Below are 17569 nucleotides of genomic sequence, written 5' to 3' on the forward strand. Positions count from 1 at the left end.
CAATTATTTCCTTAAAAAATTATAAGAAATATCAATTTTTAGTTAATATTCTTTGTAATTGTTGAAGTCCTTCACTGCCTCCCTTCTCAATAATCTCTATATTTCTGAGATCTGCATTTTCAGGAGCCTTAGGATCAATCAGATAAGATTTACAGTGTGATGGTGTAAAATGTATAAGGTTGGCAGCGGGGTAGACTTGGAGTGAAGTGCCTACAACAATGAATATGTCACTTTGCTCAGTGATTTCAATAGCGGTTTCCATAAGAGGAACATCCTCTCCAAACCAAACAATATTGGGCCTGAGTTGACTTCCTCTTTCACACTTATCGCCTATATTGATTTCATCACTTTTCATATCATATATTAAATGCTCATCCAAAGTGCTTCTCGACTGGAATAATTGCCCATGAAGGTGTATGATGTTACTTGATCCAGCTCTTTCATGAAGGTTGTCTACATTTTGAGTAATTATGGTGACATCAAAGTCTTTTTCCAGCTCTGCTAGAATTAAATGCCCTCGGTTTGGAACTGCTTTTTTTGCTGCTTTTCTCCTTTCGTTGTAAAAATGTAGAACAAGTGCTCTATTTTTGCTCCATCCTTCAGGAGATGCCACTTCCATAATGTCGTGTCCTTCCCAAAGACCGTCACTTCCTCTAAAAGTTGCAATTCCGCTTTCAGCTGATATACCTGCACCCGTCAAAACAGTGATTTTTTTCCTTTTCATGTAAAATTCTCTCTAAACGTTATAAAATAGATGTGCTTTTGTCATTTAAAGAAAGTAATATTGTCAGAACTTTTTAAAGAACATAATTTATTTTACAATGAAAGCTTGGATTCAGGCCTTTAGATTACGAACACTTCCACTTGCACTATCAAGTATTATTCTTGGTAGTTTGTTAGCATATAAACAGTTAGAAGAATACTTTAGCTATGAAGTAGTTGGTTTGTGTGTTTTGACAACAATTTTTCTACAAATACTATCTAACTTAGCGAATGATTATGGCGACTCTGTACATGGAGCAGACCATGAAGAAAGAGAAGGACCTTCAAGAGCAGTGCAATCTGGTGCTATTTCATTAGGAGCCATGAAAACAGCGATGATCATATTTAGTATGTTGTCATTAGCTTCAGGCCTGTATTTATTATATGTCAGCCTAACATCTTGGACAGAATTCTTTTACTTTTTAGGATTAGGTGTCTTATCCATTATAGCGGCTATTACCTATACAGCAGGGAAGAAGCCTTATGGATATGCAGGACTTGGAGATCTGAGCGTTTATATTTTCTTCGGTCTTGTAGGTGTAATTGGGAGCTATTATTTACAGGTAAAAGAATTAGACCTTTTATTGTTACTTCCAGCATCGGCTTGTGGTTTATTGGCGGTAGCTGTGCTCAACGTAAATAATATTAGAGATATTGAATCAGATATTAAAGCTGGGAAAAAATCAGTGCCAGTGAGAATAGGCAGGAAATGGGCAGTTTTATACCATTGGACTCTTTTATTTGCTGCAATGGGCTTAGGTTTACTTTATGTGTCATATCATTTTGAATCCCCGTTGCAATGGCTATTTGTTCTTACATTTCCATTATTAAGAAAGAATGGTATGGCAGTGACACGTTTGGAGCAACCTTCAGAACTTGATCCTTATTTAAAACAAATGGCATTGTCTTCATTATTGTTTTCATTGACATTTGGTATCGGTCAGATACTTCCATTGTATATTGATTTAGGTTTTTAAGTACTTAAGTACAAATTCAAAATTATCTAATACTAATTCTATTTATTGTTTTGCGATTACCTCCTTCAAAAAACTTTTAATAGAACCACTATTAATACGTTTTTTAGCGTTGTACTCACAAAAAATAAATTAGAATTAACTATGATTTATTTTTGACTTAGTACTTAATACCTTTAGCATAAATAAAAAAGCGAGTTGACTTATGTGAAATCAACTCGCTTTTTTGGTGCCTTTCTATATTTGACTATTGTTTCTTCTTCAATCGACTAGTGTCGAAAAGCTTTTCTCCTTTGTAGAACTTATTCAATACTTGTGAACCATTCCAAAGAATTTTAATTTGATCTGCTTGTTGTACAGGGTCCCTTGGCATTGGGTCAGGTAAGTCAGTTCTCATTCTGATTCTTTCCAATAATTCTTCTCTTGGAGGCATTTCATCAAACCTGTTCTTGAATCCAGGTAAGTACATGTCAGGTTTCTGAATCTTACTTGGCGGAAGTACGTTTGAATTATGTTTTGCATTATAAATGATATTCTCTACTTCATTGTTTTCTATAAAATAAAGAGACATAGAAGGACAGGATGATTTGTTTAAAGCGTAAATATGCTTTTTGTCGTCCGTAAGTTGGAAGAACCTAGTCATACCATTACCCTTTACATCCACCTTGTAAAGTTCATTATTCTCAAAGTGAGCAATGATTTTCTTACCCTTCACTTGGTTAAAGTTTTGAATTGTATCTTCTGAAATGATAAAACCATTTTTATTCAAGTACAATCTCTCAACACCTTTAGACGTAATATCAGTTCTGATGGTAGTGGCGGTCATCTGAGATTTTTGTGCCCAGATTCTTGGATCGTCATAGAAATAAATCATTGAGTCATTGTAGAAATAAACCAATGAATCACATCTAGATTTCATATCATAAGACCACATCGCTACATTATGGTAGGCATATAATGTGTTTTCCTGAGTGGTAGTATCATTAATTGAATGAAGTGTATCCGCTGCTAAATAATACATGTCCATCCAGTTGCCTTTGATGGGTTTTGACATTAGGGCATCACCATAAGCAAAAGTAGAACTGTCTTTATGGATTACAACGTCAGCATAAATCATGGCAGTATCTTGCTTACTGAAGAATACCACATTGCCAAATGCTTGACTATCACCTGTGTCCTTATTGGTGTCAATTTTATCACCAATCAAAATGTATTTCTCATTTTCAACCACCGCAGAACCTTCAAAGTGGACCATGCCATTCTCATTATTATAAGTACCAGCATTAGCCACTACATCACCATCTTTACTTGTGATAGTGGTACGTGTATTAAAAGTGGAAATCTTAGTTTCTCTATCGTAAATTAATTTTTCTGTTTCAAGATGTTGCACCTTCACAGAATCATCCATTACAACATTTTTGATGAAAATTAATTCCTTTTTTTGAAGATAACCCTCAGTGGAAGTCAAAACCATAGTTTCTTGAATTACCTTACCGCCTGTTAAGTATTTTGCTTCTTTTGTGGCAGTGTAATAATAGAGCTTGTCTGTGGTAAGCGTAACATCCTCATCAATTAGTTTTACAATTCTACCAGTAATAATTACCTCACCTTTCGTTTTTCTATAGTCAAGTTTATCTCCGTATATTTTTGTTTTTTTATCAACAACAATAACATTACCCGTTGCAACTACATCTTCTGTTTTACTGTTCTGACGTGCTTCATCGCAATAAATAGTTGTTGATTGTTGAGTTAGTATCACCCTTTTTCCTGGTGCACTGTAGAATACTCTATATCCTGGGATACCTTTAGATCTAGCAGCTTTTATCCTAACTTTATCTTCTTGCTGTCCATAAGATTGAAAACTTTGAAGTAATGTAATAAAAATAAAAATGCTAAATAAAATCTGTTTCTTCATTGTGTTTTTGCTGCTTAAAAATGTGATCACATTCTAGTGAGAGAAAGATTCTCCTGTCAAAAGTGATGACCTTTGCTTTGTAGACTATTCAGTAAACATTACAAGAATGCAAATTTATCCTTGTTGCGTCTAAAAACAATATTTCATGGACTTTTAATGGAAAAATATTTGTAATTAATTTGACTCCAAACGGTAAAATTTAAGTTAGCAGAATAAATAAGTACGAAGACGGAAATAATTCACATTAATTCTTATTATTGTTTTGTGATTACTTCTTCTAAAAAATGTAGATTGGAACTGCTGTTCTATTCGTTTTTTAGAATTGTATTCACTAGAAATAGAAAGAATCCGTATTAATAATTTTTGGACTAAGTGCTTATTTGTATATGATAGACATTCGTAAAACGGTTAATGACCAATTTTTAACTTTTCTTAATCGAATAGGTGTAAAAATCAATGAAAATAAGCTATTGTTAGCATTTAGCGGGGGTGTTGATTCAGTAGCATTAGCATTGTTTTTAAAGAATAATAATATCGATTTCGGTTTAGCTCATATGAATTTTCAGCTGAGAGGAGAAGATTCAGAAAAGGATGAACTCTTTGCTAAAGAGTTTGCTGATGAAATTGGAGTGCCAATTTTTATTAAGAAGGTGGATACAAATAAGGAAGTAGAAGAAAATAATCAATCAATTCAGATGGTCGCCCGAAAACTCAGATATGATTGGTTTCAAGATATTCTTAGAGAAAATAATTATCACTTCATTGCAACAGCTCATCACAGGTCAGATCACTTAGAAACAATTTTGTTTAACCTAACGAAAGGAACTGGAATTGAAGGTTTGCATGGAATATTACCAAAAAGAGGAAATGTTGTCCGCCCTTTATTATTTTTATCTAAAGATGAAATAATACAAATAGTGGAGGAAAGTAAATGGGAGTGGAGAGAAGATAAATCAAATCAATCAACAAAGTATGCAAGAAATAAATTGAGGCACCTTGTAATTCCGGTGTTAAAGGAAATAAATCCATCAATTGAGAAAACAATTCAATTATCATCAGAGTTATTTTATCAAGTTGAACAAAACCTGTTTTATCAATTAGAGACCTTTAAAAAAAGATATATAAGGGAATCAGATCAGGAAATAGCAATTGATATTAGGGAAGTGCAACCTATCGATGAAATACTTTTGTTTTATTATTTAAAACCCTATCAGTTTGATTATGTAACAGTTCAGAACCTTTTTAAGAATAGACATAAATCTTCACTTGTTTATTATTCAGCAAATAAGGTGATGGCATTACATACAACTCAAAATGATGCAATTTTGAAAGAAGAAACAAAAACCATTGCTGATTTTGATGTAGCCACAAATATTACAATGGAAGAAAAAGAGTTTTTCCATAAAAATATTAAGCTGGTTGTAACTGAAAGAGAATTGGTTTCATTTGATGACATAGAAGTTGGAGATTTATTTATTCCAGAGATTTTCTTTCCCCTAACAATCAGAAATGTGAAGAAGGGGGATAGAATAAAGCCTTTTGGAATGAAGAGTGGAAGTAAAAAAGTTTTTGATTTATTACAAGATGAAAAGATACCACAATACCTGAGAAGTGAAATATTAGTTTTGGAATCTAAAGATGGAGAAATATTAAGTGTTTTGGACATTAGGAATTCAGAAAGTTTGAGAATAAGGAATTTTCCTTGCAAATTGATGAAGATTTCTATAGAAAAGCATTAATACTAGATATACGTTCATGTTTAATATCTTTAAAAAGACATATAACCACGAAGAAAGAACACTCTTCGATTTTATGCGAAGAGGCATTTTGTTTTCCAAACTAACAGACGATGAACTCTCAAAATTTACACCTCATTTACATCTGAGACATTACACCAAAGGAGAGGTTATATTTTTTAGAGATGACCCAAGTCAAGCACTTTATTTAATTTCAAGAGGTATTGTGACTTTGAACATAGATATAGAAGATAAGTTTGAAGATTTAGTTCACCTAAAGGCAACAGACACTTTTGGTGATAACGCAATTCTTGAAGGAACAAATCGGCCTTACAATGCTGTTTGTTTCTCCGATCATGCTGATGTTTATGTGATTCCTCAGGCAGTTATTCATAATATTTTTGAGGAAAACAATAAAATCAAAGCGAAGATGATGACAAGCATGGCGGAGATATACGACAGATTTACAGGACATTTATTCCGTGCTTATAAAGAATCATTTGGATTTTTTGACCTTGGAAGAGCATTTATGCCATTTTAAGGTGAATTTAATCACAAATAAAACATGACAAATGTCATATAAATCAGATGTTTTTTATATTTTTGCGTTACAACCTATGAGTTGATCTTTGTTCCTTATTAATAAAGGTTAATTGATATTTAGTATGAACAGCAAGAATGTAACAAACAACGGAGCACTCTACAGAAGATTTGGAGTTATTACTGTATACGCAGTTTTTTTCTTAATTCTGGTAGGAGGGATAGTGAGAAGTACGGGTTCTGGAATGGGGTGTCCCGATTGGCCTAAATGTTTTGGAACTTGGGTGCCACCCACAGACGTAAGTCAGCTTCCAGAAGATTATAAAACAATTTTTGCAGTTCAAGGAAGGGAAATTGCAGATTTTTCACCCATTAAAACATGGATTGAATACGTTAACCGATTGGTTGGAGTTCTTATTGGAATTTTTGTATTCCTAACATTGGTTTTCTCTTTCTCTTATAGAAAAGAAGATCCTATTGTCACTTGGTGTTCTTTTTTAGCCTTCGTATTGGTAGGTTTTGAAGGATGGTTAGGTTCAAAAGTAGTTTCTTCAGATTTACACCCAGTATTGATTACGCTCCATATGTTGGTGGCGCTTATAATTGTTGGAGTATTGATTTACGCCGTAGCGAGATCACACAAAAAGGAATTAACGTATAAAGATCCTCACAATATCAAGAAGATCAATAAATGGTTATTTGGTATTTTGATGTTGTCATTCTTACAGATTATTCTAGGAACACAAGTGAGGGAATCTGTAGATATTGTAGCAAAAAGTTTTGATGAACAACAAAGAGAGTTGTGGATAGATCAATTGGGTTGGACATTTTTTGTTCACAGATCATTCTCCATCGTGGTGCTTATCCTCAATATTGTCTTTGTAAAACATATATTCTCTGGCACTGAAGTTAATCACCCATCCAGATTCTGGTCAAAAGTAATGTTAGGCCTATTCGGGATTGTGATTGCATCAGGAGCAATAATGGGTCATTTCGCCATTCCTGCTTTCCTACAGCCAGTTCATTTACTCTTAGGGTCACTGATTGTGGGATGTCAATTCTACATTGCATTGTTAGTGAATCACTCAAAAGTTCTGGAGAACACTATATCTCATGACAATAAGACATTCAAACAAAAAAACGCAACAGCATAAAATGTTAGTAGCAGAAGTAAAAGAAAAAGAGCAGTTGATAACACCGAGGAAGAGTCGGGTAAAGGATTTCTATGACTTGTTGAAAGTGAGACTGACTATGGTCGTCGTTTTCTCCGGAATCTTTGGTTATTTGTTGGGCACAAAAGATGCTTCTGTAGTTGAATTATTAGCGTTGACGATTGGTAGTTTCTTAATTACCGGCTCAGCCAATACCATCAATCAAATTCTTGAAAAAGAATATGATAAGATGATGAAGAGAACAATGAATAGACCGCTTCCATTAGGGATAATTACTCGTAAAGAAGCTGCTATTTATGCTATTGTTCTTGCATTGGTTGGTGGAGCAGTGATGTTTTCATTCTTAAATGTTTATTCAACATTACTCTCATTGTTATCCTTAGTGTTGTATGCATTTGTATACACACCTTTAAAAAGAATTACACCGTTGTCCGTACTTGTAGGGGCATTTCCTGGTGGTTTTCCTCCAATGATAGGTTGGGTGGCTGCCACTGGATTTATAGGGATTGAAGGCTTGATTTTGTTCGCAATTCAATTCATGTGGCAGTTCCCTCATTTTTGGGCTATTGCTTGGGTAGCAGATAAAGACTACAAGAAAGCAGGTTTTAAAATGTTGCCATTCAATGGAGATAAAGATGTCAATACAGCAATTCAAATTTCGATATATACCATGTTCTTATTGCCAATGGGCTTCTTGCCAACACAATTTGGCGTGACAGGTTCTATCTCAGGAATTGTAGCAGCATTAGCCGGTGCAGGATTTTTATACCAGACGTTCGGTCTAATTAAAGAAAAAACAGATAAGGCCGCATTGAAAATTATGTTTTCGTCCTTCATCTATTTACCCATTGTTCAAATTGTATATTTAATAGATAAGATTTAAGAAACTATGTCAGTAGCAAATACACCTAAACGTCCATTAAGCATGCATCCAAAGAAATTTGCGATGTGGTTGTTCATCGTTAGTGTAGTGATGATTTTTGCCGCTCTTACCAGTGCATACATTGTAAGACAGGCCGAAGGGAATTGGTATACATTTGAATTGCCAAACATTTTATATGCTAGCACAGTTGTTATATTAGTAAGTAGTTTGACAATGCATTGGGCTTACCTAGGAGCAAAGAAGGATAATATGTCACAATTGAAAAGTGCTATTACTTTGACTTCCGTATTGGGCTTTGTTTTCTTGTTCTTGCAATTTGTTGGTTGGGAAGAATTAGTGGACATCAATGTTTATTTTGTAGGTAATCCATCAGGGTCATTTGTGTATGTATTAACAGGATTACATGGCTTGCATATTATTAGTGGTATCATCTATTTAGGGATTATATTAGTAGAATCATATAGAAATAAGATCAATTCATCAACTATCGTAAGAATGGAAATGTGTGCTAATTATTGGCACTTTTTAGGTGGATTATGGGTTTATCTCTTTGTTTTTCTGCTTTTGAATCGCTAAAGAATGACAATCGTCATAAAAAAATAACACAAATGTCATCAAATAGTTGTTATTGTTAAAAATCGACCATTTATTTGTGTTAGGAAATATAATTCAAACAGACACTATAAAAATAACTTACAATTTTTTATGTCATCATCTACAACTTTGAAGAATCCCGTAATTACTAAATGGGATGGTGGAGAGAGACCAATGAAAGCAACTTATGGAAAACTGATGATGTGGTTTTTCTTAGTATCAGATGCATTTACATTCGCGTCTCTATTAATCGCTTACGGTGTGGTTAGATACATGCACCCAGCATACGAAGGCCCTTACTCAGCTTTTGAATTTGCTACAAGTTCAGAAAACTTTTACTGGCCTATTCCAGAAAAGGTATTTAATGCTTTCCCTGGTTTACACGGAGTAGATGCTCCATTGATGTTCGTAGGTTTAATGACATTTATTCTAATTTTATCTTCTGTAACAATGGTATTAGCCGTAGAAGCAGGAGAAAGAAAATCTAAAGCAGAAGTTGAAAAGTGGATGCTTTGGACGATTGTAGGTGGTATTACTTTCTTGGCTTGTCAAGCATGGGAATGGTCTCACTTTATTCATGGTACTGACGAAGGCGTTATCAGAGACGGTGTTCAGATTTTTGGTGCAAACCTTAGAGAAAATCAATACGGACCTCAGTTGTTCGCTAGCTTCTTCTTCTTTATTACAGGTTTCCACGGTATTCACGTTACAAGTGGTGTTATTATCAATATCGTGATCTTCTACAACGTAGTAATGGGTACTTACGAGGAAAGAGGTACTTATGAAATGATTGAGAAGGGAGGTTTATACTGGCACTTTGTCGATTTAGTGTGGGTATTCGTATTTACTTTCTTCTACCTTGTATAAGACTGAAAATTAGATTTAAAAACCATTAAAGAATAAAGATATGGCACATTTTGATGCTTCAATGACACCTGAGCAAATCAAAGCAGCTAAAATGAAAACTGTAGTGAAAGTAACTGCAATTTTAGCTATCGTAACTATTATTGAATTTATCTTTGCTTTTGCATGGCCTGATGGCGCTAGCAGAACACCGTTAAATATTATTTTTGTTGCTTTAACTTTAGTGAAAGCAGGTTATATTATTTGGGAATTCATGCACTTAGGTCATGAAACAAAACTTTTGAAGTTTGTTATCTTGTTCCCATTACTGTTTTTAGTATGGTTATTAGTAGCCCTTTTTGATGAAGGTGGAGCAGTTGTAACTGCTATTCAAAATTGGTAAACCCAAATTTTGGATAATATTAATCAATAATATGGTTTGATTTCTTCACCTTTGTAGAAATCAAACCATATTTACTTTTAGAGCACTTTATTAATGAATAAACCTAATGCAAAAAAATGGATTTTCTTATTCGCACTTATAGGAACTCCATTATTCATTTTCTTCTTCCTTAAAAACTTCGGAACGAACGAATACAAATTAGAATCTCCAGAAGAACTTCAAGTGTATAACTTAAAGTCTGTGAATTGTACACCAAATGAAATAAATGGTGTGCATAGAATACCCTCTTTTGATTTTCTAAATCAGGATAGTGTGCGATTTACAAATAGAAACCTGGAGGGTAAAGTGTATGTTGCGGATTTCTTTTTTACCTCTTGTCCTGATATTTGTAAAGCAATGACTTCAGGTTTACTAAGAGTGCAAGAACGTTTTAAAAATGAACCTAATGTGGAGATTTTATCATTCTCTATTGATCCCAATTACGATACTCCAAAAGTCCTGAAAGATTACGCATCAAAATATAAAATTGATACCAATAAGTGGAATCTTTTAACAGGAGACAAACAAACAATCATGGACTTAGGGCAGTGTGGTTTCTATATCACTGCTAAAGAAGAAGCCTTAGGTCAAAGTACATCACTATCACATTCAGATAAACTGATTATGGTAGATACAGAAGGTAGAATCCGTGGCTTCTACAGTGGTACTGATCAGGAAGATGTGAAAAGATTATTAACCGAGATATCAATACTATTAACAGAAAAATAATGGAACAAGTTTTAACAAACAAGAATGACAAACTGCCAATGATTGTAATTGGGGTGGTGTCAGTTTTAATACCAATTGTTGTAGCATTACTACTTTTTATACCTCAAACGGGTAAATTGGGAGACTTAGACGTTTCTTTTTTACCTCATCTCAACGCCGTAATTAATTTCTCTTGTGCTGTAGTTCTTTTGTTGGGTGCTTATTTTGCAAAAAAGAGAAAGTTAGAGTTGCATAAACTAATGATGTATATTGCATTTACATTAGGAGCAATTTTCTTGGTATCTTATGTGATCTATCATTTTCAAGGTGGACATACTGTTTTTGGTGATTTGAATGGCGACGGCATTTTATCCGATGCAGAAAAAGCTGAAGCAGGTGCTTTGAGAACTATATATATAGTGATTTTATTATCACACATTGTTTTGTCAGCTGTTGTAGTACCATTTGTATTATTGGCTATTTATTTTGCCATTACAAAGCGATTGGATGCTCACCGTAAAATTGTAAAATGGACTTTCCCAATTTGGGAATATGTTGCTGTAACAGGTGTTATTGTTTACTTACTAATCAGCCCATATTATGCTTAAGAAAATATTTTTATCAATTGTTCTTTCTCTGATAACTACCATTAGCATTTTTGCACAATGTGCCATGTGTAGAGCTACAGTTGGGAATAATATCAGTGACGGAGCAAGTGCAATCGGAGCAGGCCTAAATAATGGGATTTTATATCTTATGGTAATGCCTTATCTTATTATTTCTTCTATCGTTTATTTATGGTATAGAAAAACACAAAAGGAAAAGCAGGCACTCTCGATGTAATTCTGTTTTCTGCAGAATTAAAAAACTTCAATAAGTTCGTCTTGTTGAAGTTTTTTTTTGTAGTATTGGGTATTCCAATCCATTTTTTATGACAGCTAAGCAATTTTTTAGAGACGTATTCAGTGTTAAAAATAAAGTCATCATTGGTGGTGCCTTTATGGTATTATCAACCGTCATTTATCTGGTCAATATTGAGTTTTATAGTGACGAGAAATACGATTCTTATGTTCAGGACAGAATTGTAGATTTGAGTAAGAATGCAGATGACGCTATCTACGAAATAAAGCAATCATTGAAGGGGCAGAAGGGAGAGAAGATACAATTCAAATCTTTAATGTCAGTAGACGGTGAACCTACTTATATTTTTAAGAAGGGAGAGCTAGTTTACTGGTCTGATAATAACTTGAAGTTGAAATACATTGAGGATAAGTTATTTAATTACTTTGTTGAAGATGTTATAAAAAAGGAGGACTCTTATTATTATGTACGTAAGTCTAACATCTTATTGTACAATCAGGATTATGAGATTTTTGTAATTGAACCGCTCTTGATTAAGTCAAACTATCAATCAATTATTCTTCCTGACTATGTCAATAAGTTTGTTTTTGGTAGTAGACAGCAACCAAAACTAGCCAAATTTAAAGTCAATAGTAATTATAGGAATATTACAACTAAGTTGGATAAATACCTTTTCTCTATTGATGTCTCCAATAAAACTATCGTTGAGTTCTTTCCTTGGCAATATTTCTTAGTTTGTGTATTGTTGACCGTGTTTTTCTTGCTGTCATCATTAAGCACCTATATCACAGGTAAAATAAATGAGGGATATTCCATTTTTGTGATGCTATCTATTTTCATTATTGGGGTAGTGTTGTTACATCAAGTTGTACTTGATATTATCAGTAATCCATTAATCAAAGATGAATACAAAATACTTGAACCAATTAAAACTTCATTTGTAGGTTCATGGGATTCCATGGGAGTAATATTGTTGGATTTTGTTTTTTCATTGTTGATTTTCCGCTGGATTTCCAAAAATTTTAAACATCTCTTTTCTATTCGCTCTATTATTGAACTTGATTCGAGAGTGAAAATAGGAGTGAGTGTGATTATGATCATTGGTTATTTTTTCATTATCAATGGTTTTAAGGAAGTATTTGTCAATGTGCTTGAAATTATACTCGAGTATGAAATGGAATTGACTTTCTTTGAAATGAGTACGTTGATCTTTCTATCTCAATTAATCGCATTGATGGGATTTTTGATGATGGGTTTGATTGCACACTTCTTCATGAGATTAATTTGCTGGTGGTTAGATTTTTATGGGAAGTCAATTGCACTTTTGATTTCAGTATTGACAGTATTTATCCTTCAGTTTTTCTTTGAGCCTTTCGATCTGATATTGATCAACCTTGTTGCAATATTTATTGGCGTTTCTTTAATGCTAAAATCACCAAATTATTATTCTACAGGAAGATTTCCGGCGATTATGTATCTCATTTCACATATAGTTCTGTTTTCAACTATGGGTGCTATTGTGATTGAAGGAGTTCAGACCAAGAAAGATGAAACATTCAAGCAGAAGTTCGCACTCAAATTGATGGACAATGATGACTTTGTGAAAACTCTTTTGGAGAAAACAATTGTACAGATACAAGAAGACAACAGCGTGATTGATGCTATGGCTTTCCTTAATAAACCATATGGTATTGAAGTCTCTAAAAATATCAAATTAGAATTAGTGGAATGGCTAGGCAATAGATTTGATATCAAAGTAAATATGTTGTTTGATAATGGTGAAAACGTATCAGGAGAATACGACTATGATCAATTACTTACTTCATTTCAAGAAAATAATGATGAAGCCATAAAGTATGGATTGAATACCAAAATGGATTTGCAAAAGGGTACATACAGCTACCTTTGTAATATTCCAATTGTAGATAAATTTGAATCGACGGATACCTTAGGTTATTGTTTAATTGAACTCTATCAGAAATCAATTGGCGGTAAATACTTTAGGTCAACGCTTTTAGACGAAGACTTTATTATAGGAAATTCACAAGAAGACTATTCTTATGCGATCTTCTTCAAAGGTGAATTAATATTCAGTGCTGGAGATTACAATTATTCGAATAACTTCCTTGAAGAATCCTTCAAAGAAGGAACCATTTATTTGCTTTCTAATGTGAAATTCAATGGATATGAACACTTATTATTGCCAAATACAAATAATAGGATCGTAGTAATTTCTTCCAAGGAATTTAATTACTTCAATTATTTTAAAGCTTTTTCTACGTATTTCACAGTTCTAGTATTTATTGTTTTTCTTACATTCAATTTTACTAATTACTTGAGGAACCCTTCTGAGTATTCCAGAAGTTTCTCAACTAAAGTACAGATTTACTTAAACCTCTCCATTTTCTTTCCCATCTTTTTATTGGCTATTGTAATGGGTTCAGTGATGGTAACTACGGCTAAAATGGAAGTGGAACGGCAATATTTAGAGAAAGCTCAAATTGTGGCAAGCAACCTTTTCAAAAACCATGAGTTATCAAAGAACTATACCGAAAATGAGGCCATAAAATTAGATGTGTTTATTGAAGAGTTATCTGATATTATGCAGGCCGATATTCGTTTTTACAATAAACAAGGGATATTACAGTCAGCATCGGATAATGAAATTTTTGATGAAAATATCCTCTCACATGAGATTAATCCTCAAGCATATGTGGGTATCGTTGAAGAAAAGAAAACAAGAGTTGTACTGAAGGAACAAATTGGTACATTAGAATATAATACATCGTATATAGGTGTAAAGGCATTCAATACAGGTAAGGTAATGGGAATTGTAAGTATTCCTTTCTTTAAGTCGCTGAATAGGCTAGATGATAGGTCATTAGAGGTAATTACGACCATCATGATGATTTTCACTATTTTGTTCTTGACTTTATTACCTATTGTCCATTATGCCGCTCAGGGGCTTTTAAGTCCAATTAAGCTGATTATTCCTGAATTGAATAGGATTACGCTGAGTAAGAAAAATGAGCCTATTCAATACAATGCCCATGATGAATTTGGACAGCTTGTGGGGGAATACAATAAGATGCTTGCAAAGCTGGAGGAATCTAAAAAAGAACTAGAACAAAGTCAAAGAGAGAGTGCATGGAGAGACGTTGCAAAGCAAGTGGCTCATGAAATTAAAAATCCTCTGACGCCAATGAAATTGTATCTTCAACAATTGGAAAGGGTAGCTCAACATGATGATAATCCAAAATTGATGAAAGCTACCAAAATGCTCATTAATCAAGTGGATACATTAAGTGGTATTGTTACCTCATTCTCATCATTTGCAACAATGCCTGTTCCTAAGCGAGAGGAATTCAATCTTTCCAAAGTGATTCAGCAAACAATCCTCTTACACTCAAGTAAATCAAATATACATTTTTCAAATACACAGGTTGGAGTGGATGTAATTGTTGAAGGTGATGAAAAATTAACTGCTAGGATTTTGAGTAATCTTATTCTGAATGGTATACAAGCCATAGATGACGGGAGAGACTCTAAGATCATTATAGATCTCTATGAAAATGGAGAAAAAGCGATTGTAACGGTAATTGACAATGGTAAAGGAATTCCAGAGGACGTTCAAAATAAGGTGTTTGTTCCAAACTTCACCACGAAGGAAACAGGTTCTGGTATTGGATTAGCTGTTGCAAAAAGGGGAATTGAACAAATGGGAGGAAGTATTTGGTTTGAAACTACAGAAGGTGATGGTACTTCATTCTTTGTAGAATTCTTGATGGCGTAATCAATCAAGAATTATACTTTGCTTAAAAAATAATTAACCCCTCTTTTTATGGAAAATGATAAAAAGAGGGGTTTTCTGTATAAATTGAGAATGACCTGATTAAAAACTAACACTAATACCTGGGCCGAGCATCCAGAAAAAAGTATCCGCTTTTAGAAAATAACCAAAACCAATATAGAGAGGTAAGGATAATTTTCGTCCTGGCCGTTGTAAAGGGTGGACACTGCCCAAGGCTACAATTCCCAAATCGCGATCAATATCTGCATTGTCGCTTAAATTAAAGGCATTGAGGGCAATTGAGCCAACACCAATTCTGTAAGGCCTCACCTTACCAATGGTACCTGGTTTGAAAAATTTGAATTGTGCAATTGCAGAAATACTAATACCGCTAATTCCAGAGGAAATATCGTCCTCATTAGTTTTCTTTACTAATAAACCTGCAGGAAAAGAGAGGTCCACATCAAACTGTGATTTTCTAGCTGCATAGATTTCAATTTTCTTTGTATAGATTTGTTCAGAATATTTATCCTTCTGATGTCTAATGTAAATTTCTAATTTAGACCAATCTTCCAATCGATGAGTTTTTATTCCCAAATATTTATTGAGTGTGATAAGAGGGTCAGTACAATTGTTTTTTTCATAGTTATGGTACCTCGGGGAAGAACTGCCAGGACATATTACAATATTTTCATCTTTTGCAATTTCAACAAGCTGACCAGCAGGGCCAATGACTCTTACATCTAGCGTTATGTATTGTTTACCATATAGTAATCCGTCGTCAATCCAGTCGGGATTGAAGCGTAGAATTACGTCAGTCATTGCTTTGAAATAAAAGATGGGCTTCTCAATTTCTGAGACTAGTTTTGGTGCATTGCCATAATCTATCGTCACAAAATCAAAATTCCTTGGAGATTGTTTTTCTTTAATTTTCAAAGAGTGTCCTGTAAACTCATCCCCATTGAATATTTTAAGTTCTTTTCTATTGATATTGATGGGTATTGAAATCTGCATGGTTTGCATGTCCTTTGTGATATTGACAGAATCGATGCTTAAATTTCTTAATCCATCAAACATAAAACGAGCATGTTGCATTTGTTCACCTTCAAATTTAATGGAAACAGTTTCTCCTGGGTAAATGTCCAAATTACTGGTCCAGTTTTTACCCGCATGTAGTACTTGTATACTTTTGATGATGGTTTTTGAGATGATACTGAAATTGGTAATAAATACAGGGTCATCACCATCTTTGATATAGAGGTAGCCATCTTGGAAGTTATGATAATCATAAACCCTCAATGCACACATCGTTCGATTATTGCTTAAATTATTTTTAGTGAAAAGCTCAGCGACTAATTTCCCTCCTTTTTCTTCTTGAGCCTCTATTCTATAGGTTTTATTCAATAATAGTTTTCTATTCTGCTGGATTTGGATCTCAATACCATCTTGACCGTGTTCCTCTGCATCATAAATTACTTCACTTTTATCAGTAGAAAGGAACGTCAATCGGGGTGCTTTTACAGTAAATCTAAGATTGAGGGGTAATGTTTCGTATTGTGGTTGCCCAAATAGAAAGTTAGGAGCAAAAGTTTCTAAAGATATTTCTGTTGAAAAAGTATTTAATGATTTGGGCAATACACCAAGGTAAATCTTATTCTCTCTTCTTGAAACTCTCCATGACATATATTCCTGTTCATGCCAAATATTATCCACTCTAATATTCATAGGTTGGTTGGTCAAGATCTCGTATTCTTTTTCCTCGCCTATATAAAGTTCTCTCGTTTCGTTTCCCTTTTTATCAATTACTTCAATAGAAGTGTTTGTGTAAGGCATTAATTGCTGTTCATAAGGTAACTCCTTTCCGTCAGCAGTCCACAGCGCTATTATAATTGATGGTCGTAATGTCGCTGTAGCCTTATTAAATTGAATCCGAAACTTATAAATGTTGTCTGCTACAGGAAGAGGATAATCAACCACTTTTATTTCAGAGGTTGGAATTAATTTTAGATCAACAATGTTGTCGTCATTTTTTAAATAGACCCTTACTTCAAAGACCTGATCTACACTATTGAAATGAAAAGGTAATGTTTTTTCGTTTCTTCTCTTTCGGTTAAGAACTATACCATGAGAGGTGAGATTGGTAATTGTGGTATCACTAATAATCTCAATATCTTTAATGTAATGATTTACTTTTTGAGCGTAAACATTATCTCCCAAACAAGAAAAAAAAAGTAAAGCGAATATGAAAAAAATCCTTTGCGAGTTATTCATGCTATTTAACTAATAAGCTCTAAAGTTACATTAAAGAAGCAATTAATTACAATATACAAAAAAGAATGAGGTTGGATA

The 17569-nt window shown here is 33.7% G+C and carries 15 protein-coding genes; 12 read left to right on the plus strand and 3 right to left on the minus strand.

Going from position 1 to position 17569, the window contains the following annotated elements; all coding sequences use genetic code 11:
* Nucleotides 1–31: 31 nt before the first annotated feature.
* The gene (locus AVL50_RS19505) at nt 32–724 is read right to left on the minus strand and encodes an NAD-dependent deacylase (protein WP_062618164.1); all 693 of its coding nucleotides are present in this window, start codon (nt 722–724) and stop codon (nt 32–34) included.
* Between the two features lie 97 nt (nt 725–821).
* Between AVL50_RS19505 and AVL50_RS19510 the strand changes: the two genes are divergently transcribed.
* Nucleotides 822–1739, plus strand: a complete 918-nt coding sequence (locus tag AVL50_RS19510; RefSeq protein WP_062618165.1) for a 1,4-dihydroxy-2-naphthoate polyprenyltransferase — start codon at nt 822–824, stop codon at nt 1737–1739.
* Between the two features lie 244 nt (nt 1740–1983).
* Here the strand turns inward: AVL50_RS19510 and AVL50_RS19515 are convergent, their stop codons facing one another.
* Nucleotides 1984–3651 (minus strand): OstA-like protein, encoded by a 1668-nt coding sequence (locus AVL50_RS19515; RefSeq protein WP_062618166.1) that lies wholly within the window; start codon nt 3649–3651, stop codon nt 1984–1986.
* 386 nt (nt 3652–4037) lie between these two features.
* On the opposite strand from AVL50_RS19515, the gene tilS reads away from it, so the two are divergent.
* The 11 genes from tilS to AVL50_RS19570 all read left to right on the plus strand — a co-directional run bounded on the left by tilS (nt 4038) and on the right by AVL50_RS19570 (nt 15223).
* A complete protein-coding gene (gene tilS, locus AVL50_RS19520) occupies nt 4038–5390 on the plus strand; it encodes a tRNA lysidine(34) synthetase TilS (RefSeq protein WP_062618167.1) in 1353 nt (450 codons plus the stop codon).
* Between the two features lie 16 nt (nt 5391–5406).
* Entirely contained in the window at nt 5407–5928 is a 522-nt protein-coding gene (locus AVL50_RS19525) for a cyclic nucleotide-binding domain-containing protein (protein WP_062618168.1), read from the plus strand.
* A 124-nt stretch (nt 5929–6052) separates the two neighbouring features.
* Nucleotides 6053–7081 carry a heme A synthase gene (locus tag AVL50_RS19530; RefSeq protein WP_062618169.1) on the plus strand — a complete coding sequence of 343 codons (1029 nt, stop codon included), beginning with the start codon at nt 6053–6055 and terminating at the stop codon, nt 7079–7081.
* 1 nt (nt 7082) lies between these two features.
* Nucleotides 7083–7982: a heme o synthase gene (gene cyoE, locus AVL50_RS19535; RefSeq protein ID WP_062618170.1), complete on the plus strand. Its 900-nt coding sequence runs from the start codon at nt 7083–7085 to the stop codon at nt 7980–7982.
* A gap of 6 nt (nt 7983–7988) precedes the next feature.
* Nucleotides 7989–8558: a cytochrome c oxidase subunit 3 gene (locus tag AVL50_RS19540; RefSeq protein WP_062618171.1), complete on the plus strand. Its 570-nt coding sequence runs from the start codon at nt 7989–7991 to the stop codon at nt 8556–8558.
* A 129-nt stretch (nt 8559–8687) separates the two neighbouring features.
* Nucleotides 8688–9443: a cytochrome c oxidase subunit 3 gene (locus AVL50_RS19545; RefSeq protein WP_062618172.1), complete on the plus strand. Its 756-nt coding sequence runs from the start codon at nt 8688–8690 to the stop codon at nt 9441–9443.
* 40 nt (nt 9444–9483) lie between these two features.
* Nucleotides 9484–9822, plus strand: coding sequence for a cytochrome C oxidase subunit IV family protein (locus AVL50_RS19550; RefSeq protein WP_044203502.1), 339 nt, complete (start codon nt 9484–9486; stop codon nt 9820–9822).
* A 93-nt stretch (nt 9823–9915) separates the two neighbouring features.
* Complete coding sequence (locus AVL50_RS19555) at nt 9916–10590, plus strand: SCO family protein (RefSeq protein ID WP_062618173.1); 675 nt, start codon at nt 9916–9918, stop codon at nt 10588–10590.
* Entirely contained in the window at nt 10590–11177 is a 588-nt protein-coding gene (locus AVL50_RS19560) for a DUF420 domain-containing protein (RefSeq protein WP_062618174.1), read from the plus strand. Before AVL50_RS19555 ends, AVL50_RS19560 begins: the two co-directional genes overlap by 1 nt.
* 64 nt (nt 11178–11241) lie before the next feature.
* Entirely contained in the window at nt 11242–11412 is a 171-nt protein-coding gene (locus AVL50_RS19565; protein ID WP_371259045.1) for a hypothetical protein, read from the plus strand.
* Nucleotides 11413–11500: 88 nt separating this feature from the next.
* Nucleotides 11501–15223, plus strand: coding sequence for an ATP-binding protein (locus AVL50_RS19570; protein WP_062618176.1), 3723 nt, complete (start codon nt 11501–11503; stop codon nt 15221–15223).
* A 99-nt stretch (nt 15224–15322) separates the two neighbouring features.
* On the opposite strand, the gene AVL50_RS19575 is transcribed toward AVL50_RS19570, so the two are convergent.
* The gene (locus AVL50_RS19575) at nt 15323–17491 is read right to left on the minus strand and encodes a hypothetical protein (RefSeq protein ID WP_062618177.1); all 2169 of its coding nucleotides are present in this window, start codon (nt 17489–17491) and stop codon (nt 15323–15325) included.
* Nucleotides 17492–17569 lie beyond the last annotated feature (78 nt).

The sequence above is a fragment of the Flammeovirga sp. SJP92 genome (assembly GCF_001583495.1).
Classification (GTDB): domain Bacteria; phylum Bacteroidota; class Bacteroidia; order Cytophagales; family Flammeovirgaceae; genus Flammeovirga.